Annotated in this window: 24 protein-coding genes; 23 read left to right on the top strand and 1 reads right to left on the bottom strand. The window is 38.5% G+C overall.

The features are described 5' to 3' along the window. The first annotated feature begins 34 nt into the window (after nt 1-34). The 21 genes from C9J31_RS13200 to C9J31_RS13100 all read left to right on the top strand — a co-directional run bounded on the left by C9J31_RS13200 (nt 35) and on the right by C9J31_RS13100 (nt 19071). Nucleotides 35-565 carry a P27 family phage terminase small subunit gene (locus tag C9J31_RS13200; RefSeq protein WP_274520201.1) on the top strand — a complete coding sequence of 177 codons (531 nt, stop codon included), beginning with the start codon at nt 35-37 and terminating at the stop codon, nt 563-565. After that, nucleotides 552-2201: a terminase large subunit domain-containing protein gene (locus C9J31_RS13195; protein WP_107951358.1), complete on the top strand. Its 1650-nt coding sequence runs from the start codon at nt 552-554 to the stop codon at nt 2199-2201. Before C9J31_RS13200 ends, C9J31_RS13195 begins: the two co-directional genes overlap by 14 nt. Before the next feature lie 12 nt (nt 2202-2213). Further along, nucleotides 2214-3368, top strand: coding sequence for a phage portal protein (locus tag C9J31_RS13190; protein WP_420798450.1), 1155 nt, complete (start codon nt 2214-2216; stop codon nt 3366-3368). Beyond that, nucleotides 3365-4102 carry a head maturation protease, ClpP-related gene (locus tag C9J31_RS13185; protein WP_107951359.1) on the top strand — a complete coding sequence of 246 codons (738 nt, stop codon included), beginning with the start codon at nt 3365-3367 and terminating at the stop codon, nt 4100-4102. Before C9J31_RS13190 ends, C9J31_RS13185 begins: the two co-directional genes overlap by 4 nt. Before the next feature lie 37 nt (nt 4103-4139). Then, nucleotides 4140-5327, top strand: coding sequence for a phage major capsid protein (locus C9J31_RS13180; RefSeq protein ID WP_107951360.1), 1188 nt, complete (start codon nt 4140-4142; stop codon nt 5325-5327). Between the two features lie 14 nt (nt 5328-5341). After that, nucleotides 5342-5683 carry a hypothetical protein gene (locus C9J31_RS13175; protein ID WP_107951361.1) on the top strand — a complete coding sequence of 114 codons (342 nt, stop codon included), beginning with the start codon at nt 5342-5344 and terminating at the stop codon, nt 5681-5683. 2 nt (nt 5684-5685) lie between these two features. Further along, on the top strand, nt 5686-5994 hold the full coding sequence (locus C9J31_RS13170; protein ID WP_107951362.1) for a head-tail connector protein: 309 nt from the start codon (nt 5686-5688) through the stop codon (nt 5992-5994). After that, a complete protein-coding gene (locus C9J31_RS13165) occupies nt 5960-6343 on the top strand; it encodes a phage head closure protein (protein WP_107951363.1) in 384 nt (127 codons plus the stop codon). Before C9J31_RS13170 ends, C9J31_RS13165 begins: the two co-directional genes overlap by 35 nt. Further along, entirely contained in the window at nt 6306-6707 is a 402-nt protein-coding gene (locus C9J31_RS13160) for a hypothetical protein (protein ID WP_107951364.1), read from the top strand. Before C9J31_RS13165 ends, C9J31_RS13160 begins: the two co-directional genes overlap by 38 nt. Next, complete coding sequence (locus tag C9J31_RS13155; RefSeq protein WP_107951365.1) at nt 6704-7117, top strand: hypothetical protein; 414 nt, start codon at nt 6704-6706, stop codon at nt 7115-7117. The genes C9J31_RS13160 and C9J31_RS13155 overlap by 4 nt, the downstream gene beginning before the upstream one ends. Continuing rightward, nucleotides 7117-7710 (top strand): phage tail protein, encoded by a 594-nt coding sequence (locus C9J31_RS13150; RefSeq protein WP_107951366.1) that lies wholly within the window; start codon nt 7117-7119, stop codon nt 7708-7710. Before C9J31_RS13155 ends, C9J31_RS13150 begins: the two co-directional genes overlap by 1 nt. A 57-nt stretch (nt 7711-7767) precedes the next feature. Further along, nucleotides 7768-8238 (top strand): hypothetical protein, encoded by a 471-nt coding sequence (locus C9J31_RS13145; protein ID WP_107951367.1) that lies wholly within the window; start codon nt 7768-7770, stop codon nt 8236-8238. A 159-nt stretch (nt 8239-8397) separates the two neighbouring features. Beyond that, on the top strand, nt 8398-11946 hold the full coding sequence (locus tag C9J31_RS13140; RefSeq protein WP_107951368.1) for a coiled-coil domain-containing protein: 3549 nt from the start codon (nt 8398-8400) through the stop codon (nt 11944-11946). 75 nt (nt 11947-12021) lie between these two features. Further along, nucleotides 12022-12633, top strand: a complete 612-nt coding sequence (locus tag C9J31_RS13135) for a phage tail tape measure protein (protein WP_153062544.1) — start codon at nt 12022-12024, stop codon at nt 12631-12633. Then, complete coding sequence (locus C9J31_RS13130) at nt 12599-13027, top strand: distal tail protein Dit (RefSeq protein WP_107951370.1); 429 nt, start codon at nt 12599-12601, stop codon at nt 13025-13027. Before C9J31_RS13135 ends, C9J31_RS13130 begins: the two co-directional genes overlap by 35 nt. Continuing rightward, entirely contained in the window at nt 13024-15303 is a 2280-nt protein-coding gene (locus C9J31_RS13125; protein ID WP_107951371.1) for a hypothetical protein, read from the top strand. Before C9J31_RS13130 ends, C9J31_RS13125 begins: the two co-directional genes overlap by 4 nt. Then, nucleotides 15296-16474: a M26 family metallopeptidase gene (locus tag C9J31_RS13120; RefSeq protein WP_107951372.1), complete on the top strand. Its 1179-nt coding sequence runs from the start codon at nt 15296-15298 to the stop codon at nt 16472-16474. The genes C9J31_RS13125 and C9J31_RS13120 overlap by 8 nt, the downstream gene beginning before the upstream one ends. A 290-nt stretch (nt 16475-16764) precedes the next feature. Further along, nucleotides 16765-17151, top strand: coding sequence for a phage holin family protein (locus C9J31_RS13115; RefSeq protein WP_107951373.1), 387 nt, complete (start codon nt 16765-16767; stop codon nt 17149-17151). Then, the gene (locus C9J31_RS13110; RefSeq protein ID WP_107951374.1) at nt 17148-17813 is read left to right on the top strand and encodes a M15 family metallopeptidase; all 666 of its coding nucleotides are present in this window, start codon (nt 17148-17150) and stop codon (nt 17811-17813) included. Before C9J31_RS13115 ends, C9J31_RS13110 begins: the two co-directional genes overlap by 4 nt. Before the next feature lie 138 nt (nt 17814-17951). Continuing rightward, nucleotides 17952-18206 (top strand): hypothetical protein, encoded by a 255-nt coding sequence (locus C9J31_RS13105; protein ID WP_107951375.1) that lies wholly within the window; start codon nt 17952-17954, stop codon nt 18204-18206. Nucleotides 18207-18270: 64 nt separating this feature from the next. Continuing rightward, on the top strand, nt 18271-19071 hold the full coding sequence (locus C9J31_RS13100; RefSeq protein ID WP_107951376.1) for a hypothetical protein: 801 nt from the start codon (nt 18271-18273) through the stop codon (nt 19069-19071). 648 nt (nt 19072-19719) lie between these two features. Here the strand turns inward: C9J31_RS13100 and C9J31_RS13095 are convergent. Then, the gene (locus C9J31_RS13095) at nt 19720-19983 is read right to left on the bottom strand and encodes a hypothetical protein (protein ID WP_107951378.1); all 264 of its coding nucleotides are present in this window, start codon (nt 19981-19983) and stop codon (nt 19720-19722) included. 342 nt (nt 19984-20325) lie between these two features. Between C9J31_RS13095 and C9J31_RS13090 the strand changes: the two genes are divergently transcribed. Together C9J31_RS13090 and C9J31_RS13085 are read left to right on the top strand one after the other, a co-directional pair. Then, nucleotides 20326-20757 (top strand): BrxA/BrxB family bacilliredoxin, encoded by a 432-nt coding sequence (locus C9J31_RS13090; protein ID WP_107951379.1) that lies wholly within the window; start codon nt 20326-20328, stop codon nt 20755-20757. Next, on the top strand, nt 20745-21533 hold the full coding sequence (locus tag C9J31_RS13085; protein ID WP_107951380.1) for a class I SAM-dependent methyltransferase: 789 nt from the start codon (nt 20745-20747) through the stop codon (nt 21531-21533). Before C9J31_RS13090 ends, C9J31_RS13085 begins: the two co-directional genes overlap by 13 nt. Nucleotides 21534-21567 lie beyond the last annotated feature (34 nt).

Below are 21567 nucleotides of genomic sequence, written 5' to 3'. Positions count from 1 at the left end.
GACAACATGCACACTAAAATATAAATGTATAAATATGCAATATGAAAGGTGGGCGGTGAAGGTGCAAAGTCATGAGTTAGCTTTTACGGATTGGCTAGAAGGTATGAAATATAAGGACATTGCGGCAAAATACAATGTCAAAGAAAATACGGTGAAATCTTGGTACAAGCGATACAATTGGAAGGAAAAGAGGGAGCAACGCACACAAGAAAGTGGGCAAGAAACCGAAATAATTGCACCCGAAATCATTGAGTTAGTACCTGGTAATAAAAAATTGCGTAGAAGGATTGAAAAAGACCTTCGAGAGCAACTTTTTGATATAGGGGCAACCCAGGCGCATTTCATGGATCTCGTAGACGATTATCTTGCATTGTGGGATGTGAAGAACAAGCTCATTGAGGATATTCAGGAGCGGGGTGTCACAGTTCCAGGTGCTCGTGGTGAAAAGAAAAATGATAGCATTGGCGAGCTAAATAAAACGAACGCTCAGATGTTGAAAATATTAAGCGAATTAGGACTTAAAACGAGTGAAATAAAAATAGAAGGTGAGGATGATGATTACTAAAAAAAGTAATGTACATATTGAAAACTACATTGCTGCTGTACGTAGTGGTGAAGTTGTGGTCAGTAAAGATATAGTTGCATTAATTGAATTAGTAGAAAAGAAATTAATGCAAGAAAATGTATGGATTGATGAAAATGCTATTGAAGAAGCGATTGAATCCATTGAAAAATACTTTCCATTCAAACTTTTCATATGGCAGAAGTTCGTTATTACTTGTATGTTCGGGCTTTTTTATGATGATAATTCACTTGTTTTCAATGAATTTCTTTTATATATGGGCCGAGGCGCAGGGAAGAATGCTTTTTTAGCAGCACTTGCATTTCACATGTGCGGCAAACAAGGCATCCGAGGTTATAACATTGATATTGTGGCCACATCGGAGAAACAAGCTAAGACGTCATTTAACGATTTACATGATGTCTTAGAGGATCACTGGAAAACATTCAAAAAGCACTTCAAAAAAACTTTGCAAGTGATTCGCCACATCAAAACGAAATCGGAAGTAAGCTTCTATACAAATAACGCTAAAACGAAAGACGGTTTCCGTCCGGGCGTTGTGGTATTTGATGAAATACATGCTTATGAAACAGAAGATAATATTAAAGTGTTTACATCTGGTCTAGGAAAAGTGCCGCGTGCTCGTCGTATTTATTTGACCACAGACGGAAATGTTCGTGATGGATTTTTAGATCAGATGAAAGAAGAGGCAGAACAAGTGCTTCTAGGTGAGATTTCTAATTCTCGTTTGTTCCCGTTCATCTGCCGATTAGACGATCCTGAAGAAGTAAATGACAAGCGCATGTGGGAAAAAGCAAATCCATCGCTTATGCATTTACCCGATTTGATGCTTGAAATGGAATTAGAATATGATCGTATGCAGAATCGACCATCTGCAAAAATTGAATTTATGACAAAACGCATGAATCAACCTTCCCAACTATCCGCTGATGGTGTAGCAGATTGGGATAAGATTGTAGCAACAAATCGCCCATTGCCAGACTTAAAAGGTGCTGAATGCATAGGAGGTATTGATTACGCAGATACGCGGGATTTCGTTGGCGTTGGCCTACTGTTTAAGAAGGATGGTAAAAGATACTGGAAGCATCATACCTTTATCAATCATCGGTCACTAAAATTATTTAATTACGCAGTCGATATTGAACTTGCTAAAGAACAAGGCTTGGTCACAATCATTTATGAAGAAACCAATAAACCTGAAATCATTGCAGCATGGTTTGCAGAGCAATCTAAATATTATCGTATTAAAAAAATTGCGAGTGATTTAATGCGAATTAATCACTTGCGAGAAGTGTTTCAGAGTTATGGTTTTTCTCTCGACATCGCGCGCAGTGGAACAGTAACGCATACAAAGTTACAACCTACCATAGAAGAAATGTTTGCTTACGAAAATATTATATGGGGCAATGACCTAATGATGCGTTGGTATACAAGAAATACCTATGTCCAGCCAGATGGTAAAGGAAACATCACATATGAAAAAATCGAGCCGAAGATGCGAAAGACTGACGGCTTTTTTGCGTTGTTGCACGCTTTGCAATTCGAATTAGAAATTGCTGAGACATCGACGATAACGCCCGAAAATGTAGCAAAAGCATTTAAAACATACAGCTACTAGGAGGTGAGAAATTTGAGTATGTGGCAATGGGTAAAGAGGTTCTTTAAAAACGGCCAATTAGAAAGCTTAAAAGATTGCTATTATGAATTGTCAGCAGAGTATTATTACAAAAAGCTTGCGGTAGAGACTTGTGTGAATTTAATTGCAAATGCTTTATCAAGGTGCGAAATAAAGACATTTAAAGAGGGAAAAGCTCATCGTGGGAACATGTACTACGCGTTAAACGTGCAGCCGAATCAAAATCAAAATGCGACGGCCTTCTTTCATAAAGCTATTCGTAAATTTATCTATGAAGGTGAATGTTTAATCATCATGCAGAATGATAACTTCTATATAGCAGACAGTTTTAATGTGGAAGAGTTCGCATTCCGGGAGAATAAATATTCAGGAATCCAAATTGGAAACTTGGCGATGAACAAGACGTTTGAAGAATCCGAAGTTATTCGTTTGAAGTTGACTGATACAAAAATTCTATCTGTCATAAATGATTTGTATGAATCTCATGGCAGAATGATAGAGGCAGCTAAGAGTTACTACAAGCTTAAAAATAATAAGCGTGTATTAGTCAAAGGTGATTTTTTAAGACCGCAAGACGATAAAACACAAGAAGCAATTGACGATATGTTTGAAACACAATTAAAAAATTGGTTTGATGCAGATAAGAAAAGCGTGGCCTTCCAATTACAAGAAGGCTTTGAGCTTGAAGATATGTCAGACGCTAAAGTGGGATTAACCATTGATAGCCGAGACATTAGTAATCTTATAGACGACATTTTTAATTATGTAGCAATGGCATTTCACGTCCCTCGTGGCTTGTTGAAAGGCGACCTCGCTGACATCGATAAACAGACCGACAATTTTATTATGTTTGCCTTGAATCCGCCAGCAGAGATGATGGAGGACGAATTTAATCGCAAGGCGTATTCCAAAGAAGACTATCTAAATCGTACTTATGTAAAGATAGACACATCGAAAATAAAGATCACAGACATCGTACAGTTGGCAACTGCTTTCGATAAAATGTTTGCGATTGGTGTCTATACAATAAATGATATTTTAAGTGAGTTGGGCCATGAAATAGTCGATGATGAAATAGCGAATAAGCGTCATGTTACAAAGAACTATCAAGACGCAGAAGACGCATTAAAAGGAGGTGAGGAAAATTGACAGTTCAAGCAAATAAAAGACGAAGACGCTTCAAAAATTCGCAATATGAAGACCTGATACCCGAAATTCCAAAAAACTTTGCTATTGAAGTGAATGAGGATAATGACGAAACAGTCTTAACTATTTATGGAGATATAGGTGAGAGTTTTTGGTATGAATCTACGTCTGCAAATGACATAGACCGTGCACTGAAAGAAGTAAAGACAAGTAATATCACAATAAGATTAAATAGTCCTGGGGGCGATGCTTTTGATGGAATCGCTATTTACAACCGATTGAAGGATCATAAAGCTAAGGTGAAAATCATTGTTGATGGTTGGGCTTGTTCAGCTGCATCTATTATGGCTATGGCCGCAGATGAATTAATCATGAATACGGGTGCTATGATAATGGTACACGAGGCATGGACAATTGCTATCGGTTCTAAAACAGAAATGCAAAAGACTATTGATATGATGGCAAAACTAGACGAATCACTTTTAGATATTTATATGACCAAAGCGCAAATCACACGAGATGAGATGAAGCAATTTGTGATAAATGAAACATGGTTCACGGCAGACGAAGCGGTGGCGATTGGCTTTGCTACTGCAACAGAGGACACAAAAGATGAAGAAGCGGACAAAGCGAATGCAGAAGCATACAAAAATAATGTACTTGCTCGTTTTAAGCAGGAGCCCATACAACAACCAAATAATGTTTTAAACAAATTCCAACGCAACTCAACTGAGTAGGCGTTTTTATTTTATTTAAAAATAGGAGGTCATTTACATGACAGGTATAAAAAATTTAGATAAAGAGCCACAAGGCATTGACAAACAAGCGCAAATCGATGGGTTGAAAGCTGCTTTTGAAAATGGCGATGCAGCCGAAGTTGCGGCTCGAATTGTACAGCAATATGAAGAGAATTTTACTCATTATCAGGATGTAATGAACACAACCATCCGTGAAGCAAAACGCGCAAATGAGCAACAATGGGATGCGACAGTCTTGGCTACTCGCGGAGTACGTCAATTAACAAATGAAGAGAAGAAATTTTACTCACAAGCGATTGAAGTGGAATCTTTTGACGAGGTATTAGCGCTTATGCCTACGACAGTATATGATCGTGTATTTGAAGATTTAGCCCTGGATCATCCATTGTTATCACTCGTAAACTTTACGCAACTTGGTGCTACTACACAATGGGTTGTACGTAAAGAAGGTGCTACAACGGCATATTGGGGCGATGTATGCGACGAAATTCAAGAAATGATGGATAGTGGTTTCAAAACAATTGAAGCAAAAGCATACAAATTATCAGGCTTCTTGGTTGTATGTAAAGCAATGTTTGAGCTTGGCCCTGAATGGTTAGATCGATATGTGCGAGCAATCATGGCAGAAGTTGTATCAGCAGAATTGGAAAAAGTAATCGTCAACGGCACAGGGAACAAACAACCAATTGGTATGATGCGAAATCTGGATGGTGCGGTAGTTGGTGGCGTTTATCCTGAAAAAGCGACAGTAGATTTAGTGTCATTTACACCTCATGAGATTGGGACGAAAATTCTAGCACCCTCAACAAAAAATGGACAACGTGATGCGCAAGGTGTTGTTTTAATTATTAACCCATTTGACTACTATTCTAAATTATTTGCGTATGGTGCTAAACAACGTGATGATGGTGTTTGGACTTTTGGCAATTTCCCAGTGCCAGAGCTTGAAATCATTAAATGTTCAGCAGTACCACTAAACAAAATGGTTTCAGGTAAACCAAAAGACTACTGGATGGGCGCAGGAAAAGCAACGTTAGAAACATCGGATCATGTGCGAATGATTCAAGACCAACGTCTTTATTTAACTCGTCAATTAATAAACGGACAACCACTTGATAACGAAGCATTTACAGTATTTGATATTACAAAAACAGCTATTAATAATGCATCGACTGGGGCGACACAAACACCGGACACGCCTTAAAGGAGGAAAAACATATGATGACAGCAAAAGTAGTGAATCCATTTAAAGAAATGCAACACAATGGCCATATGTACAGTGCAGGAGACACGTACCCAGCTGAAGGTTTTGAAGCTACAGAAGAACGTGTCTATTGTTTAACAGGTGTTCATCCGAAATACAATAAAATCTATCTTGCAGAGGTAGCAATTGATGAGCAGGAAGAACAGAAAGAAAAGGGAGAGCAAGAACAGGAAGAACATGTATCAGAGCATCCTAAACATACAGGCGGCGGCTATTATGAGCTTTCTAACGGTGAAAAGGTAAAAGGTAAGGACGAAGCTATTAAGGCTGAAAATGCTCTAAAAAGTGACGAATAACCATGTCTGAATTACTTACAGAATTAAAACATCGGTTACGTATTACCTGGGACGACGAAGATGCTGAATTAGATCGGATCATCAATAGAGCAAAGTCTTACTTCAAGAAATTGACGGGTAAGGCTTTTTCTTTTGAATTAGAAGCATGGGAAACGGAGCTCCTATTGGAACGTTGTCGCTATGTTTACAATAACGCAGTAGATGAATTTGAGAAGAATTTTGCAGATGAGCTCAAACGCCTTATCTTACACGTGGCATTGGAAATGAGGGAAGCTGGTGGCGAACAAGAAAATCCGCGATGTGTTAAATGATGGCTTTATTCAATATGGCGTTAAAGAAACAGAACGATCTGCAAGGGGAAAACAGATAGGCGGAAAATTTGTACTGATGGGGCGGCTTGCTTATCAAGAAATGTCATGTCGTGAGGCAGATTATGAAATGGCCAAAGTTTTGAGTGGTGTATTGGATTTAAAGATTCGTACACATTATCCGCCGCAATTACAAAGATTGAATAAGAGTAAATTAAAAGTGATTAAGGATGGTACAGAATACGATGTTATCAAAGTAGATCACGACCGTGAAAAAATGTATCTCTATTTTTACTTGCAGGAGGTGGGTACACATGAGCAAGACAAAACAGAAAATGAATCAACAAATTGAGGGGATGTTAGCAGCTTTACAAACATTTAATTTATCAATTTTTGAAGATAATCTTGCAGAAGATGAGGAAGTGCAGTTTAAGAAGAATGACTACCATTTCTTTGTCTATGAAACGGGCGATATGATTAAAAATGATGATCTTAAAACAATCAGTCAGGATGTCGTGATTTACTATTACTCAGAAAATCGAGACGATTTGGATGAACGAACAATTGATATTATTACCGCATTATCTGATGTATCAACGATGACGCTTGAACGCACGCAGAAGCAACGTTTAAGACGGAAAGATACAGACAGCTACGTTGATCGAATCATCTTCTTATATCGTCGTAAAATCGTTACTGGGTGTACGAAACTATGAGAGCACAAGTCGGATTTAATGACATCATGTCACTTGAAGAAAAAATTAGGATGCTTCCGAATCGCGCAGAAAAGGCGATTAATCGCGTGTTGCATACACGTGGTATCGAAATAGCAACAAGAGAAATGACCAATCTTTTGCCAGTTTCACGTGTTAGTAATAAAAAACACGCGAAAGAAAGTAAGTGGTCCACAAGTGAAATGGCCAATTTAGAATTTGTTGTGAAGTCAAAAGGCGGAGCAGCTAACAAAAAAGGAAGCTTCGGCTATCTTGTATTTCCGGATGAGGGGCGAGGCCCTTCTAATCCGTGGGCTCAACATTTTAGTGACCGATCTTTACAAAAATCAGCGCCGAAAATTTTAGCAGAGTTAGACGAAGCGCTACAAGAGTTATTAGAGGAGGGCTTATAATGCCAACACAAGTTATTGAACAATTCGATGCGTGGAACATTCAAAACGCATCTATCCAATTCATCAAAGGGGATCAACAAGAACCAGGTACAAAATTTGGTTGTGTGGGTACAATTGCATCTGAACCAGAAACGGTTGTTTTATCGAAGAAGTGCGGTCGTGCAACAATCGGTGAGAAAACAGTCACAACAAAATTAAATGTAACGGTAAGTGCACACGTACCTGTCAAAGTTTTGCGTGACTATTTTGGATTAACAAATACTGATTTGAAACCTGGAATTTATAGCTACGGTTCTAATTCAATAGGTAAAGATTTTGTATTTACAGCTGACGTTATGGATGAATTTGAGGATCTAACGAAATTAATTGCTTTTCCGAAAGCCTCTAATGCAGGTGGCTTTACCATCAACATTGATGCATCCCAAGAAGAATTAGCCATGTTAGAACTAGCTTTCTCCGCTGTTTCGGATGCCAATGGCCAATTTTATTATGAAGCCATCACCGCTGAATTAGAAGATGAGACAGTCTCCGAAAAATGGCATACAAATTTCACGCGTGCATTAGTTGAAAAACCAGCGCCCGATACGCCTTAACAAAACACCTCCTATACGGGGGTGTTTTTATTCTTTATGAAATAGGAGGAAAATCACATGAAAATACAAAGGGTCGAATTAAAGGAAGTAGAAATAGTTGAGCTCGATGGTGAATTTGAAAGACGTTTTGTAAATGCAAAAGTACACCCTGCATTTTTAACGAATGCCGCAGTGAAAAAAGGCTATGACATGGGCTTGTTAGCGTCTAGTTTATTTGAGGATTTATTGAAAATAAAAGGACTTGAAACACTTGTTTCTCAAGCCGATGAGGAAAATTCACTGGAATTATTGAATGCATTCGATGAACAAAAATTAATAGCTGTTATTTATTTAGCAGTGCTTGGCGCAAATAAAAATATAGGCTTATCTTTCGAAGAATTTCTGGACGTGTATCATCAACCGTTAACTGAAACGATTAAACTTTACGCCACTTTAATAACAGGCTTACTTTCTGAATCGAATGAATTTGCTCAAGCATTACACAAGCAAACAAAGAAATCTAAAAAAAAACACCGCCACCAAAGCTAGTTATCAAGCATGTGGAGGATTTATATGCACTCTATGTATTAATAGCAGACATCGACCACGAAACCTTTTGGCATAGCCCAATTGCAACGGTAGAGCGTATATATGCAAACAAACTAGCGTTCGATGGGTGGAGCAACAGCTTGATAGGAGAGTGATGATGTGGCAAATAACAGCAATGAAGTACAAATAACCTTTAAGGCTTATAACCAAGAATTTAATAAGTCTATGACGGAAATGAATAAAGAAACAGCGTCATTACGTCAACAGATGAAGCTCCAACAAGAGCAGATGAAGCACAACGCTACTGATTCTGAAAAGCTGGAATCAAAATTAGACAGCTTGCAACAAATATATGAAGTGGCACGCAGAAAAACAGAAGCAACCACAAGGCAGCTAGAAGAAGTACGAGCATTGTGGGGAGAAAATTCAGAAGAAGCGAAGAAGCTTGAGACACAATTACGTAGAAATCAAATTGCCGAACAACAAGCAGCGAACGCTATTACAGCTACACAACAAGCATTACAGCGTGCGGAGCAAGCGCAAGCAGACCAAACGCAATCTTTACGACAATTAGAAAATTTATTTACAGTCACTGGCCAATCGGTTAGTGATTTTTCTGATTTACTGGGCCGTGACTTAACTAGAGCGATTCAAAATGGATCAGCAAGTGCTCATCAATTAGATCGAGCATTTACTCAAATTGCTCAAGCTACACAAGGCGCATCCGCAAATGTTAACGAGGTCCGACAAGCATTATCTCAATTAGATAACGGCGCAAGTATTGAAAGCGTACAAAATAATTTACGAGCCTTAAATAACGTTTCACGTACAACGGCAGATGAAGTAAAAAGCTTACAGCAAGCTATGCGACTACAACAAGAAGGAATGAAACATACAGCTACGGAGTCGCAAAAGTTGGAAGCTAAATTAAGTAGCTTAGAAGCTATCTATGCAGCTATGCAACGTGAGACACAAGAAACTGCACAACAGTTACAAGCTGCAAAAGCGGCATACGGAGAAAATTCAAGGGAAGCACAACAATTAGAAGCGCAGTTACAACGTAACCGCATAGCACAACAGCAGATGGCCAATACGATTACTGAAACTCGTCAAGCCATTGAAACACAAGAAAGAGCGTTTAATCAATTACGTTCATTAATGCAAGTCACAGGCCGATCCGTCAACGATTTTTCGGATGTTATCGGTGCTGACATGGTTAATGCGATTAATCAAGGGCGCGCAAGTGCGCAGGATTTGGACCGTGCCTTTGAGCAAATTTCACGCGCAACACAAGGAACATCCACAAATATAGATGAGATTAGACGGGCATTATCCAGATTAGACGGTTCCAATATCGAAGAAATCCGACGCGATTTGGAACGGCTTGGAGAAGAGGCGGACGAAGCCGAACAAGAAGTGAATGGGCTTACGGATAGTTTAAAGTCTATGGCAGGTGCGGCAGTTGCAGCCGTGGGTATTGGTACAGCTGTGTCAGAGGCGCTGGATAGTGCAAGTCTAGATACATCCATTAAAATTTCTTTTGATGTACCTGAATCGTCAAAGGATACTGTACGTCAAGCAGTTAAAGATGTGGAAGCGTATGGCGTTGATGGGGAGGCAGCATTAGAGGGTGTCCGCAGACAATGGGCGCTTAATAAGGATGCAACAGATGAAGCAAACCAAGAGGTCGTAAATGGTGCAGCTGTGATTACCAGGGCTTACAGTGGCGTCGATTTCACTGAATTAATTCAGGAAACAAACGAAGTAGGAAAAGCGCTCGGCATATCGAACATCGAAGCAACTAATTTAATTAATCGTGTACTAAAAATCGGTTTTCCACCTGAACAGCTAGATATTATTTCAGAATACGGCGTACAACTAAAAAGAGCTGGCTACAATGCGCAAGAAATCGAAAATATATTAACAAGAGCGTCTCAAGAAAAATCCTGGAATATTGACAATTTACTAGACGGATTAAAAGAAGGACGTATTCGCGCGGTTGAAATGGGTCGTGGCGTAAGTGAATCCATGAAAGATACCATTCGAGACGTTGTTGGTCATACGCAAAAAATGTCCGACGAACAGCTTTCCACAATGCAAGCCGGATTTACAAAGCAAGAAGATGCGCTTTCGAGATCATTAAGCAATCAAGAAAAGGCGCTTTCTAAAAGCCATACCCAACAACAAACTGCACTGTCAAAAAAATTAGATCAAGAGTATAGCGCTGTATCTAAAAATTACGAGACTCAAATACGTGGTTTAGAAAAGAAACTCAACGCAGAATATGATGCAGTTGTAAAAAATTATGAGAAGCAACAAAGAGCATTAGAAAAATCATTAGAAGTCGAAGTGCGGGCGTTTGAAAAAGCATCCGAAGAAAAAATTAAAATCATCGATAATGAATATAAAGAGCGCATGAAGTTGATCGATGAAGAAAAATATAATCAGTTAAAAGCTTTAGATACTCAAATCAATGCACTTAACGCAAAAACCGAAGTCGAAGACAAAGCAATTAAACAACAAGAAAACGCTCAAAAACGTTCTGAATTATCTTTACGAGTAATTAATGCAAAAACAGGTGCAGAACGACAAGAAGCCATGCGCGCATTACGTGACTTTGAGGAAAAGTTACGTATCGAAAAGGTGCGTGAAGAACGTAAAGGGCAAATTGATTCTTTAAAAGAACAAAAGGACAGCGTAAAAGAAGCATCTGATGCTAAAAAAGAAGCCCTTAAAACGGAGATTGATGAACGTAAAGAAAAGCTAAAAGAGCAAACAGATGCCGAAAAGGAAGCTTTAAAAGAACGACAGAATGCCCATAAAGAAGCTTTTCAACAACAGAAACAAGAAGAATTAAAAGCACTTAGTGAATCGAATAAAGCACAGATTGAAGCCGCAAGAGAAGTAAATAAAGTTAAATTAGATGCGTTAAAAGAAGAACATAATAATCGCAAGCAAGCGTTAAGCGAACGACTAACGAATGAAATGGACGCTGTGCGAGAAGCACATAAAGCAGAACTAGATTCATTTAAAGCGATGAACGCCGAGAAGATGGCCATAGCGAAAGATCCACCCGATAGCGCAGCTGTACAAGCTTTATTTTCTCAACTGGAAGGTTGGGGAAAAGCTGTTGCAAAAGGTGGAGAAGAGGGCTCTAAAGCATTTTCTGAAATGGCACAATGGCTGTCACAGATTGAAGATGCTACTTTACGCGAAGCCATAGGAGTAGAGATTTTCGGAACGATGTGGGAAGACCAGGGCGACTCCATTGTTAGTGTGCTAAAGGATGTAGCAAGTGGCCAAGTGACTGTAGCAGAAGGCCAAGAGAAAATTCAAGAAATGACCGATCAACTCGATTCTGATCCAATGACAGAGCTTAGACAAGCTGTATCAGATGTAAAAGAGGCACTCCACCCATTATTAGATGTCATTGCTAAAGTAGTCGGTGGAATTGCTAGTTTTGCAAAAGAAAACCCCGTCTTAGTTTCTACCATTGTTGGAATTATAGGCGTGATTGGCACACTTGGCGGAGCTGTCGTCGCCTTAATGCCGATTATAAACGGATTGATGATGTTATGGCCTGCATTGTCTACAGCGTTTAGCGTGGCATCTGGCGCTATTGTTGCAGCTGTCGGTACTATTTCAGCGCCTGTTTTAGCTATCGTTGCTGTAGTGGCCGCAGTAGTTATTGCCGTTATTGCATACTGAGACGAGATATGGGCAGCCACAAAGAAAATATTTGGTTGGATTGGCGACTTCCTAAAAAAAATCTGGCAATTGATTTTGAAAGTTATAACCGAACCAGTAGGCCAAGCAGTAAAATTCGTAAAAGATAGCTGGGATAAAATAAAGCAATTTACTGATTTTAGCGAAACATGGAAGAAGACAAAAGAAGTATGGAATAACATTTTAACGGCAATCAAAACGCCTATCGAAAAAGCGAAAGATGCCGTTAAAAAAGCAATTGATGCCATAAAGGGTTTCTTTAAATTCGATTTTGAATGGCCAAAGCTGAAAGTCCCGAAATTCAAAATCAAAGGCTCTATCAACCCGTTAGATTGGTTTGGGGAAGGACTGCCCAAGATCGATATTCAGTGGCACGCAAAAGGCGGCGTCTTCAATAAGCCGACATTATCCAATACAAACTCTGGCTTACATGGTGTAGGCGAAGCAGGACCAGAAGCAATCTTACCACTAAATGAGCGTGTACTTGGCGCTATCGGGAAAGCAATCTTCGATGCTGCGGGTGGCGGACGAGGAGAGACACAGGTCATTCACAACAATTATGAACGTATGCTCGAAGGTGCTACGTTTGTCATCCGTGAAGAAGCTGATGTTAAAAAAATAACACGTCAAATTTATGAGCAACAACAACGTGACAGAAAGGGGAAATAGTATGTGCGATGTAACTTTTAAAAATATCCATTGTTCGCAAGTGGGGCTAGAGGTGATGGATACCGAAAGGCCACTTTTTGGCGAGTTTAGCGATTCATTTATTAAGCTACCTAAAATGAATGGCAGTGTAGTGATCGCAGATAACAGCGATGGGGATATTGAAATCCGTATACAATTTCTCCTTTCGCCGTTGCCGAATCAAACGTATTATGATGCTTGCCGTGCTTTACGTGCGTATTTTAAGTCTACGGACAAAGAACGTTTGATATTTGATAACGATCCAAGATGGGCGTACATGGCCAAGTTTATTTCTAGTGAGAATATTGAGCAAATCGTAAATGAAGGGCTGTTTTGGACAACTTTTCGTTGTTCACCTGATATGGTGGCCGTATGAGTTACCGTATCAGGGTTTTAAATAATAGCAGTTTAACGCTTATCGGTACGCTTGAACATGTCATAAACATAGAAATTTATGAGGTAATCAATGACCAGTTTACGGCTGATATACAGATCGCAGAAAATACTTTTCCGTCATTCTTACATTATCCCAATTTACTAGAAATTGATGGTGATTATTTTATAATTGCCAGTATCGATAAGCAACGGGATAACGGCAAAGAAATCAAGCTTATGCTTGAGCATGTGAGTTATGAATTAAACAATCCTTCGGCTGCACCATTTGTTGCAGAAGATGAAGAGGAATTTTATGAGGGATCACCAGGAAGCATCATTTCTCAATGTTGGGGAAATGGTGCTTTTCAAATTGTTGACCAAGCTGGTGGTTATTATTATTATCGCCCAAGTGCAAGAGGTGGGCGTAGTCGCATGAATGAGTTTGCCCGTCAAAATGGATTAGAAATGGAGTACACAAAGTTTACAATCACCATTCGTAATCGAAGAGGTGCTAATAATGGCCTTGTCTTAGAGGTTGGAAAAAACATACGCTCTATTACTGAAAAAATAGAATTAAATGATTCCTTTGCTATTGAATATGCACATGAAGTGGATATTATCGATTTCAGTAAAATGACTGGTTCACAACAGCAAGCGATAGCTTCGGCCAATCTTGGCGATACGGTAACGATGATTGATAGAGATTTAGCCATTTATGCATCTGAACGAATTGTTGGTAAGCGTTACAACCCGTTATTTAAAGAAGTCCCACAATTAGACGTAGGGCAGGTTATACGCGACATTGTGAATATCATTAATAATGATGAAAAAGAAGAAGAAAAAGAAGAAGATCCATCCGTGAATTACTTTTTGCAGAGTTGGCAAATCGGCTCTATCAACTGCATGGCTCTGAGTGGAATAGAGCTTGATGAGGAGGACATTTTACCAGACGATATTTCAGCTTCTATAGACTATTACATAGAGGGTGAATTTAAAGGTATGTCCTTAACTGTTAAGCCACCATATAGCAATTACCATGTGTACATTGGTGAGTGGTATGAAGACAATCGGTATGAAGAATACAAACTCGCAAGTGTTGCTAGTGTCATGAATACCTGGACACTCCCAAAACCTAAAATGGAAGCAATCAGTATCACAATAAGTGAAGTACCGCTTGAAAATTTGAATCCTGAGATTCATAAATTTAGAGACTATGCTGTTAAATTTAATAAAGCCTATATTGATCCGTTACGTGAATTTAAAATCGGAAAGAAAAACATGCTTGGTGAAAGTGGACTATTGATAGATACCGAAGGAGAAGATTTAGAGCTAGATGATTTTTCAACCAAATTAAACTATCATCTGATGCAAGAATACGAGGGTGTTAAATTATCATTGAGGCGTGAATTTAATCAGTATACAGTGTCCATTATGACGTTTAGCGGTGATGGTATTCCATTTGTGCATGATTACGAGTCGATAAAAGACCAATTACCCAACTGGAAACTACCACGTGAAGATGCAGAATATTTATTAATCGTTGTTTCAGAAGTACCCTTTTCACAATTTAATCCAAAGGTTCATAAAAATGTGGTATACGGCGTTGCATTCGAAAAGATTCCATTTGAGCCGTTTTATCAAATTCGAGTAGGGGACATTAATTGTTTGCAGTTAAGTAATGTGATGTTACCACCTTCACCAGCTTTAAATGAGATTCAAGCAGAAATATTTTATCAAGACTTACAACAATTTGAAGGCTTGCGAATAACGTTACAGCGTGAATTTCGTCATTATTACGTACGTGTGACCACTTACAGTCGTAAAGGTGTAGCAACGGTTAGGCAATATGAAGAAATTATGGATTGGAATTACCCTCGTCTAACTGTCGTGTATATGGTGATTGAAGCATTTGAAAAGCCACCCAGTGTATTTAATCCGACGAAGCATAAACAGGCATGTTATGGCTTTAAATTTACAGAGCAGAGTGATGAACCAATCGAAAATAACGATGCTTACTATTTAGAGTCTGAAACAGTAACAACATCAAGCACAGGTGCACGTTTTGACTTTACCGTGCCATATGACCAGGTTATTAGTGTCACGCTAGGGGTCGGACAAACAGATCAAACAAGTCCTGTTACTGCTCATTGGTCCCTCGTTCAAGATGCAGAAGGATTGTTTACAGGGGTGTTCGTGCATGTAAAAGGCTTGGTAGGGATGATTGATGTGAGTGTTCAAGCTGTATGTCATGAGGGGGTACTTGAAGTAGATGTTTAGTGGAGGCGACGGAAGCGAAAGTAAGCCCTTTTTAATTAAAACAGCACAGGACCTTATTGATGTACGGACAAAAAACCAAGAAAATCCCATGCACCATTACAAACAAGTTGCAAATATCGATCTAACAGGCGTAAATTGGTTACCTATCGGGGATGCATCAATGGGTTCGCCATTCATGGGTACATTCGACGGTGATGGGTATAAGATAAGCTATTTAACAATCAATAACGATTATGAACATTCAGGCTTTATTGCGATAGCCGTAAACGCAACATTAGTAAATATAATGATTGATAACGCTACTATCGCTAATACATTGTATGCATGGATAGGAATTTTAGCAGCGCAAACACAGGGTTGTACAATTACAAACTGTCATGTAGCTGGCACAATTGACGCTACAAATGTAGATAGTAGTTCGGGCGGTTTAGTGAGTAGTGCTGGCGCAGGGACAATTATAAATAAATGTTCGGCTCATGTAGAAATAAAATCAGCACTAGCAGGGGGCTTTGTATGTTATTCCTATGCAAAGATAAAAGACTGTTACGCTATTGGTAAGATTGGCGGAGTACAAGACGAATATGATCCAGCTGAAAAATTTCTATATGCAGGTACATTTGCACGCCATCTATATGATGGCAGTGTAGAAAACTGTTATACAAATGTAGAGCTGTATGACTATGAAGACGGTCAAAAATCGCTATACATTTTTGCTGAAAATCTTGGTGCTCAGATAACCTCCTGTTATAGCGATATAACAGGGGGGGCGATGAGACAAGAGTGGTCAAGCGATAAGGTATATACGGTTGATAGTTTCACTAGAGGTACGGATAACAATTTATATGTTAATGACAAAATGCAAAATAAAGAAGACTATGATTATTGGGACCCTGCATGGAATAGTACAGGTCCTCCTTCCTGGTGGCCAGGTCCTTTTTATAGAGCAAAACCCATATCAGGTGAAATATGGTCACGATATTGGAAGCAAGTTACCTCTTCTACACATCCTGAATCGAGGATAACAGTAGAAATGAAAAAAAAGTCTACTTTTATTGATTGGGATTTTGATAAAGTTTGGACAATAGATGAAGGAAAAGACTATCCGCGATTCAAGTTAAACATCACACAAATAAAATGCAAAAGAATGCCACTAACAAATTACAGGCGGTGATTAGGTGATTAATTTTAATCAAGAAAAACTACAACGTGATGCACTTTTCCGTACGAAAGAGGCCGAACAAGATTTTTAAGATTGGGTTGAAATATCGACTAAATATGCGATGGATAACAATTCAGATTTACAGATAAATCAAAACTCGTAGCAGCGATCAACGAAATTGTGTTGAGGCTAGATGAATTAGAATCAAGAGTATAAATAAATGCTTAATCCCAAACGCTTGGGAATTTTAAGGATGCGTCAATAGACGTGTCCTTTTTATTATGAGAAAAGGAAGGTGTCTTATGGACATTACACAAATTTTGCAACATCCTATACTGGCGTTAGTACCAAAACCAATTTTATATATGCTGTTGGCTTATTTTGCATTTAAAGTGTTAGACTTTGCAACTGGATTACTTAAAACTTGGAAAAAGGTTGTGGGCTATAAATCAGCTATCATGCGAGATGGTATCATTCGTTGGATTAGTGAGCTTGTAGCAATTGTCTTCGTTATCATATTGGATTTTATGTTTGGACTTAACTTTTATTTAACTGGCTTTACGCTTGCGTTGTTTTTATATAAAGAGGGAGGCAGCATTGCAGAAAACTTATCAGCTTTAGGTGTAGACATGCCTGGGATAGTTAGAGAAACGCTTGAAAAGCTTAATAAAGAAGGTGAGCAAAAATGAGCTCAAGCGTTACTACTACATGCCGAGACTTGGCCGAGCTATTACCAGCTGCACAAACAGCCTGTAGATTGTTATTTCAAGAGTGCTTTAAGGCAGGTATTAAGAACATCTTCATCACTGAAACATATCGCTCACAGGCGCGCCAAAATTATCTATATGCACAGGGGCGCACTAGACCAGGGCAGCTTGTTACTTGGACTCTTAACAGTAATCATAAATCACGTTTAGCATGGGATATTGCTGTTGGTCCTCCACAAATTTTATATGATGTAACTACTTTAAATCGAGTAGGGGCTATTGCTAAAAAGTTAGGCATTGAGTGGGGAGGTACTTGGACTAATTCAATTGACCGACCACATTTTGAAGTTAAGTTAAATTGGATTATGCCAAAGGGCTACAAGTTAGAAGGTACTGTAATCGTTCCTAGTAACAGCAAATTGAAGGTCCAATTAATTGTGGAAGACAAAAAGGAGGAAATTAAAGTGACAAATTGGAATCCGGGTTCACCAGCTATGAAAACTGAAACAGAAAACTTTATCGCTCAGGCAGTTAAGGAAGGGATTATTCAGGAATCGCATTTGAAGGATATACAGATTGACAACATGACAACTGACCGTTTGGTAGGGTTGTATATTACTATTCAGCAACGTAGAAGCAAATAAAAACCAAGGATCAGCAAGATGATTTAGCCGAGCTGGTCTTAATAAAATCAATAGTTTTTGTTAATTATAGGTTTTTTGGAGGCTTTTTCCAAGTTTTGTGGAATATAATGAAATATGTATTAAGAAGGAGATGAGTATATGAATATAAAAAAAGAAAAAAGAGAATTAAAAAAAGATGAGAGTTACGATTATTATCCAGAAGCTGCAAGATTTACACTAACTATTTTACTTGCTACTTTATTGATTTGGGGAGTTTTAGATAGTTTAAAGACTGAAAATACTGGGTTTGGTTTTCAATGGTGGTTGATAATTGAAATAGTTGTAATTTTTATAATCTCTAGATATTATTTCATAATTATGAATTCCAGAAAAAAGGAAAATAATAAACAATAACTTTACTTTTATTTACATTAAAGTTATTATATAGAAGTTATTACTAATAATACGGGGTGATAAATTGAAAATTTCAAAAAAAATGATGACGAGTGTATTATGTTCAACCTTATTGGTTGCAGGCCCAGTTAGTTTTATAAATCCTACTAATTCTTATGCTGCAGAAAGTGTTGTAGAAAATAATACTGAATTTAGTGTAGAGAATTCGAGATCCACAGCTAATACACATAATTTCAGTTTAGTTAATGTTGATACTAGTATTGATGTAGATATTAAATATACTGACAATACTGTTACAGTAAATACTATTACTAATGGTACAGAGGTGCATACTTTTACTTATAACGAATTAGATGGTTTTGCACTTTTAGATGGAAAAATAATGAATCTGGAAATTAACGAACCTGATTTTGTTATAGATTCTGAGGAAACTTTATCTCCTATATTCTCTACTTTTTCAACACCAAGTGATGCACCTGTATTTGTATCTCCAGGGAGTATTTCCTTTTCAGAACAAGTTGATGGTGTAGGAAAAATTGTTACTGCAATTGCAGGAGTTATTGTTTTGGCTAAATTGATCGGAGTATCGCTTCCTAAAAAGGTAATTGAGACGAAAGTTTCAGATGCGTTAACCCTTATTGGGCTTGGAACTGCAATAACACTCAATACGATGTCAGGTTCTTTTACTTATGGATTATATAGAACAAAGGATAAATTCAATACAGGGTATCCAGGTTCTATAAATCAGTATCAATACAAATTCCGATACCAAGATATGGCTGTAAACTCTTCTATATTAGGCAAATCTATGAACATTAAGTTTGATGAAGTTGGAAGTTGGTGGTTCCAATCTAAGCCTCAATGAACTAGATTAGTCTTTAAAAGTAACTGAATATATTTTAAATCCAAGATAGTTTAACAGCCATCTTGGATTTTTTTTTTTTTCAAAAATTACCCCTTCAGGGGGTGCAGGTTAAGCATTCGATTCTATAGGCAAGGCGACCAATTCGATTTAAGTTCAAATTTCAGATATTTCTGCAAGTGCCGAACAAGGCCACAAAGTCAAATAAAGCAATTTAAGCTATAAATCAGTGAAGTGAGTTGAAGACCTCTCCGTGTGACGGATGGTTTTCTTTTTATTTCTTTTATGTGCCTATTACCATATCAACTCAAATTGTGATGTGGACGTTTAACAGGTAATCATAAATCACGTCTAGCATGTATATTGCTTTTTGTTTCTCCACAATCACTATATGACGTGAGTACGCTTAATCGGGTAGGGGCTATTGCACGAAAGCTAAACATTACATGGGGTGATTGGGTAAGGAACATTGGCCGTCCACATTTTGAAGTAAAAGCGAATTGGTTAATGCCAAAAGGAGGATACAAATTAGAAGGGAAAATAAATGTTCCAACAAATAGTAAAATGCAACAAAGACTAGCATCTAAATGAACAAAAAAGACCAACATAGACCAAGATAGCTTAATTGCTGTCTTGGTCAAATGACTAGTTTTATAATTTAAATATTAATTCTAAAATTAAACCAGTGAATAAAAATAAGGCTATAATTGTTAAAACCTTACCTGCAGATTTTTCATTTTGCGCATCATTTTGGACTTCATTTTCTACTCTCACTGTCACTTCTCTCATAGTGTCTTCTCTTACTGGTACATCTTCCTTAACCGCATTACAATACTCGCATATTAATAATGTTTTACTTCCTCTATAAATTTGTTTATATGAATTAGTTGCCAAGCAATTAGGGCAATTACTCATTACTTATTCCACGCCTTCCTATAAATCTACTATTTACCATTTTAGGTAATTAAGCTTAAAATGTACACAGAAAAAACAGACAACCTAATTAGTTATCCATCTTGAAAGAAACATATCCACTAAGCAAAATACTTTCAAAAAGCAGAAATAAATCCCATTTATTAGGTGTGAAACGAGTGTTGAACAAGACAATCCACGTTACACAAAAAAGTCACCAAAATCACGAAAAAGTCACATTTCCCCCGAAAACCTACGAAATCAGGCAAAAAGCAAGACTTTGTACATTCATGAGAAACCTTGCTATAATAGGCTTTGCGAATACATATGAAAGAGGGTAAAAAGATGAACGCTTACGATGAATATATGAAGCAAGTGGTAAAACCGATGCGTGAAGAATTAGTGGGGGCAGGGTTTAGTGAGCTTACGACTGCAGATGCAGTGAATGAATTTATGGCGGAGGCCAAGGGCACGTCATTAGTGGTTATTAATTCAGTGTGTGGTTGTGCCGCTGGGCTAGCACGACCTGCTGCGCGTGAAGCGGTAGCGGCAGCGAAGCCAGATCATTTAGTGACGGTTTTTGCAGGACAAGATCCTGAAGCGACTGCGGCTATGCGTGGTTTTTTTGAGGATGTCCCACCGAGCTCACCATCAATGGCCATTTTAAAGGATGGCGAATTAGCCTACTTTATTCCACGTGAGCAGATTGAAGGTTTCCCTGTGGAGCAAATTACCGCGCATTTAACGGGCGTTCTAGAGCAAACATGCGAGAAATAACAACAATTGTCACTACAGCGGGTAGACCAGACGACATGTCGATGGCGCTCGCTGCTTTTGCGTGCAAAAATTTAAATATCTTGTTTGAACCTCGCAAAAAGCGCTCAGTGCGAAAGATATCACAGGAAATGCAGGCCCATGTGATTGTTGCGGGAAAAAATCGTTATGACTATTATGCGTTTGAGGCGAGTGAGCCGTTTTTCTTTCATCCGAATTCTGCAGCTTTTCGTTTAAAGCGCGTGGCTCGTGGAGAGACTGACCCGTTTTTAGAGGCAATGCAGCTTAACGCAGGGGATTCGGTGCTGGATTGTACGCTTGGTCTTGCAGCAGATGCAATGCTTGCGGCGTATACGGTGGGAAATGCGGGCCGTGTAACTGGGGTTGAAGCAAATCCGAATGTAGCCTTTATTGTGGAACAGGGTATGCAGGCATACGATACGTCTGAGTTACCATTAACAGCTTGTATGCGACAAATAGAAGTCGTACAGGCGGAAGCGGTCACTTATTTGAAATCATTACCGGATAATGCATTCGATGTCGTATATATGGATCCGATGTTTGAGGAAATCATTGACGAGGCCAATAATTTTCAAGCATTACGATTGGCCGGAGAGCATTTAGTATTAACCGAAGAGTGGGTTAGTGAAGCAAGACGTGTGGCAAAAAAGCGTGTAGTGCTAAAAGCGCATTTTCGTTCCGAATGGTTTGAAACATATGGTTTTCACCAGTTAACGAGGGTAACCGCGAAATTCCATTATGGAGTTCTTGAGGCCTGAGTGAAAGTCCAAACAATAGGTAAGCCGGTTTTAC

Source organism: Lysinibacillus parviboronicapiens, from assembly GCF_003049605.2.
Classification (GTDB): Bacteria; Bacillota; Bacilli; order Bacillales_A; family Planococcaceae; genus Lysinibacillus; species Lysinibacillus parviboronicapiens.
The sequence above is the reverse complement of the archived record's forward strand: the minus strand, read 5'-3'. Positions and strand labels throughout refer to the sequence as shown.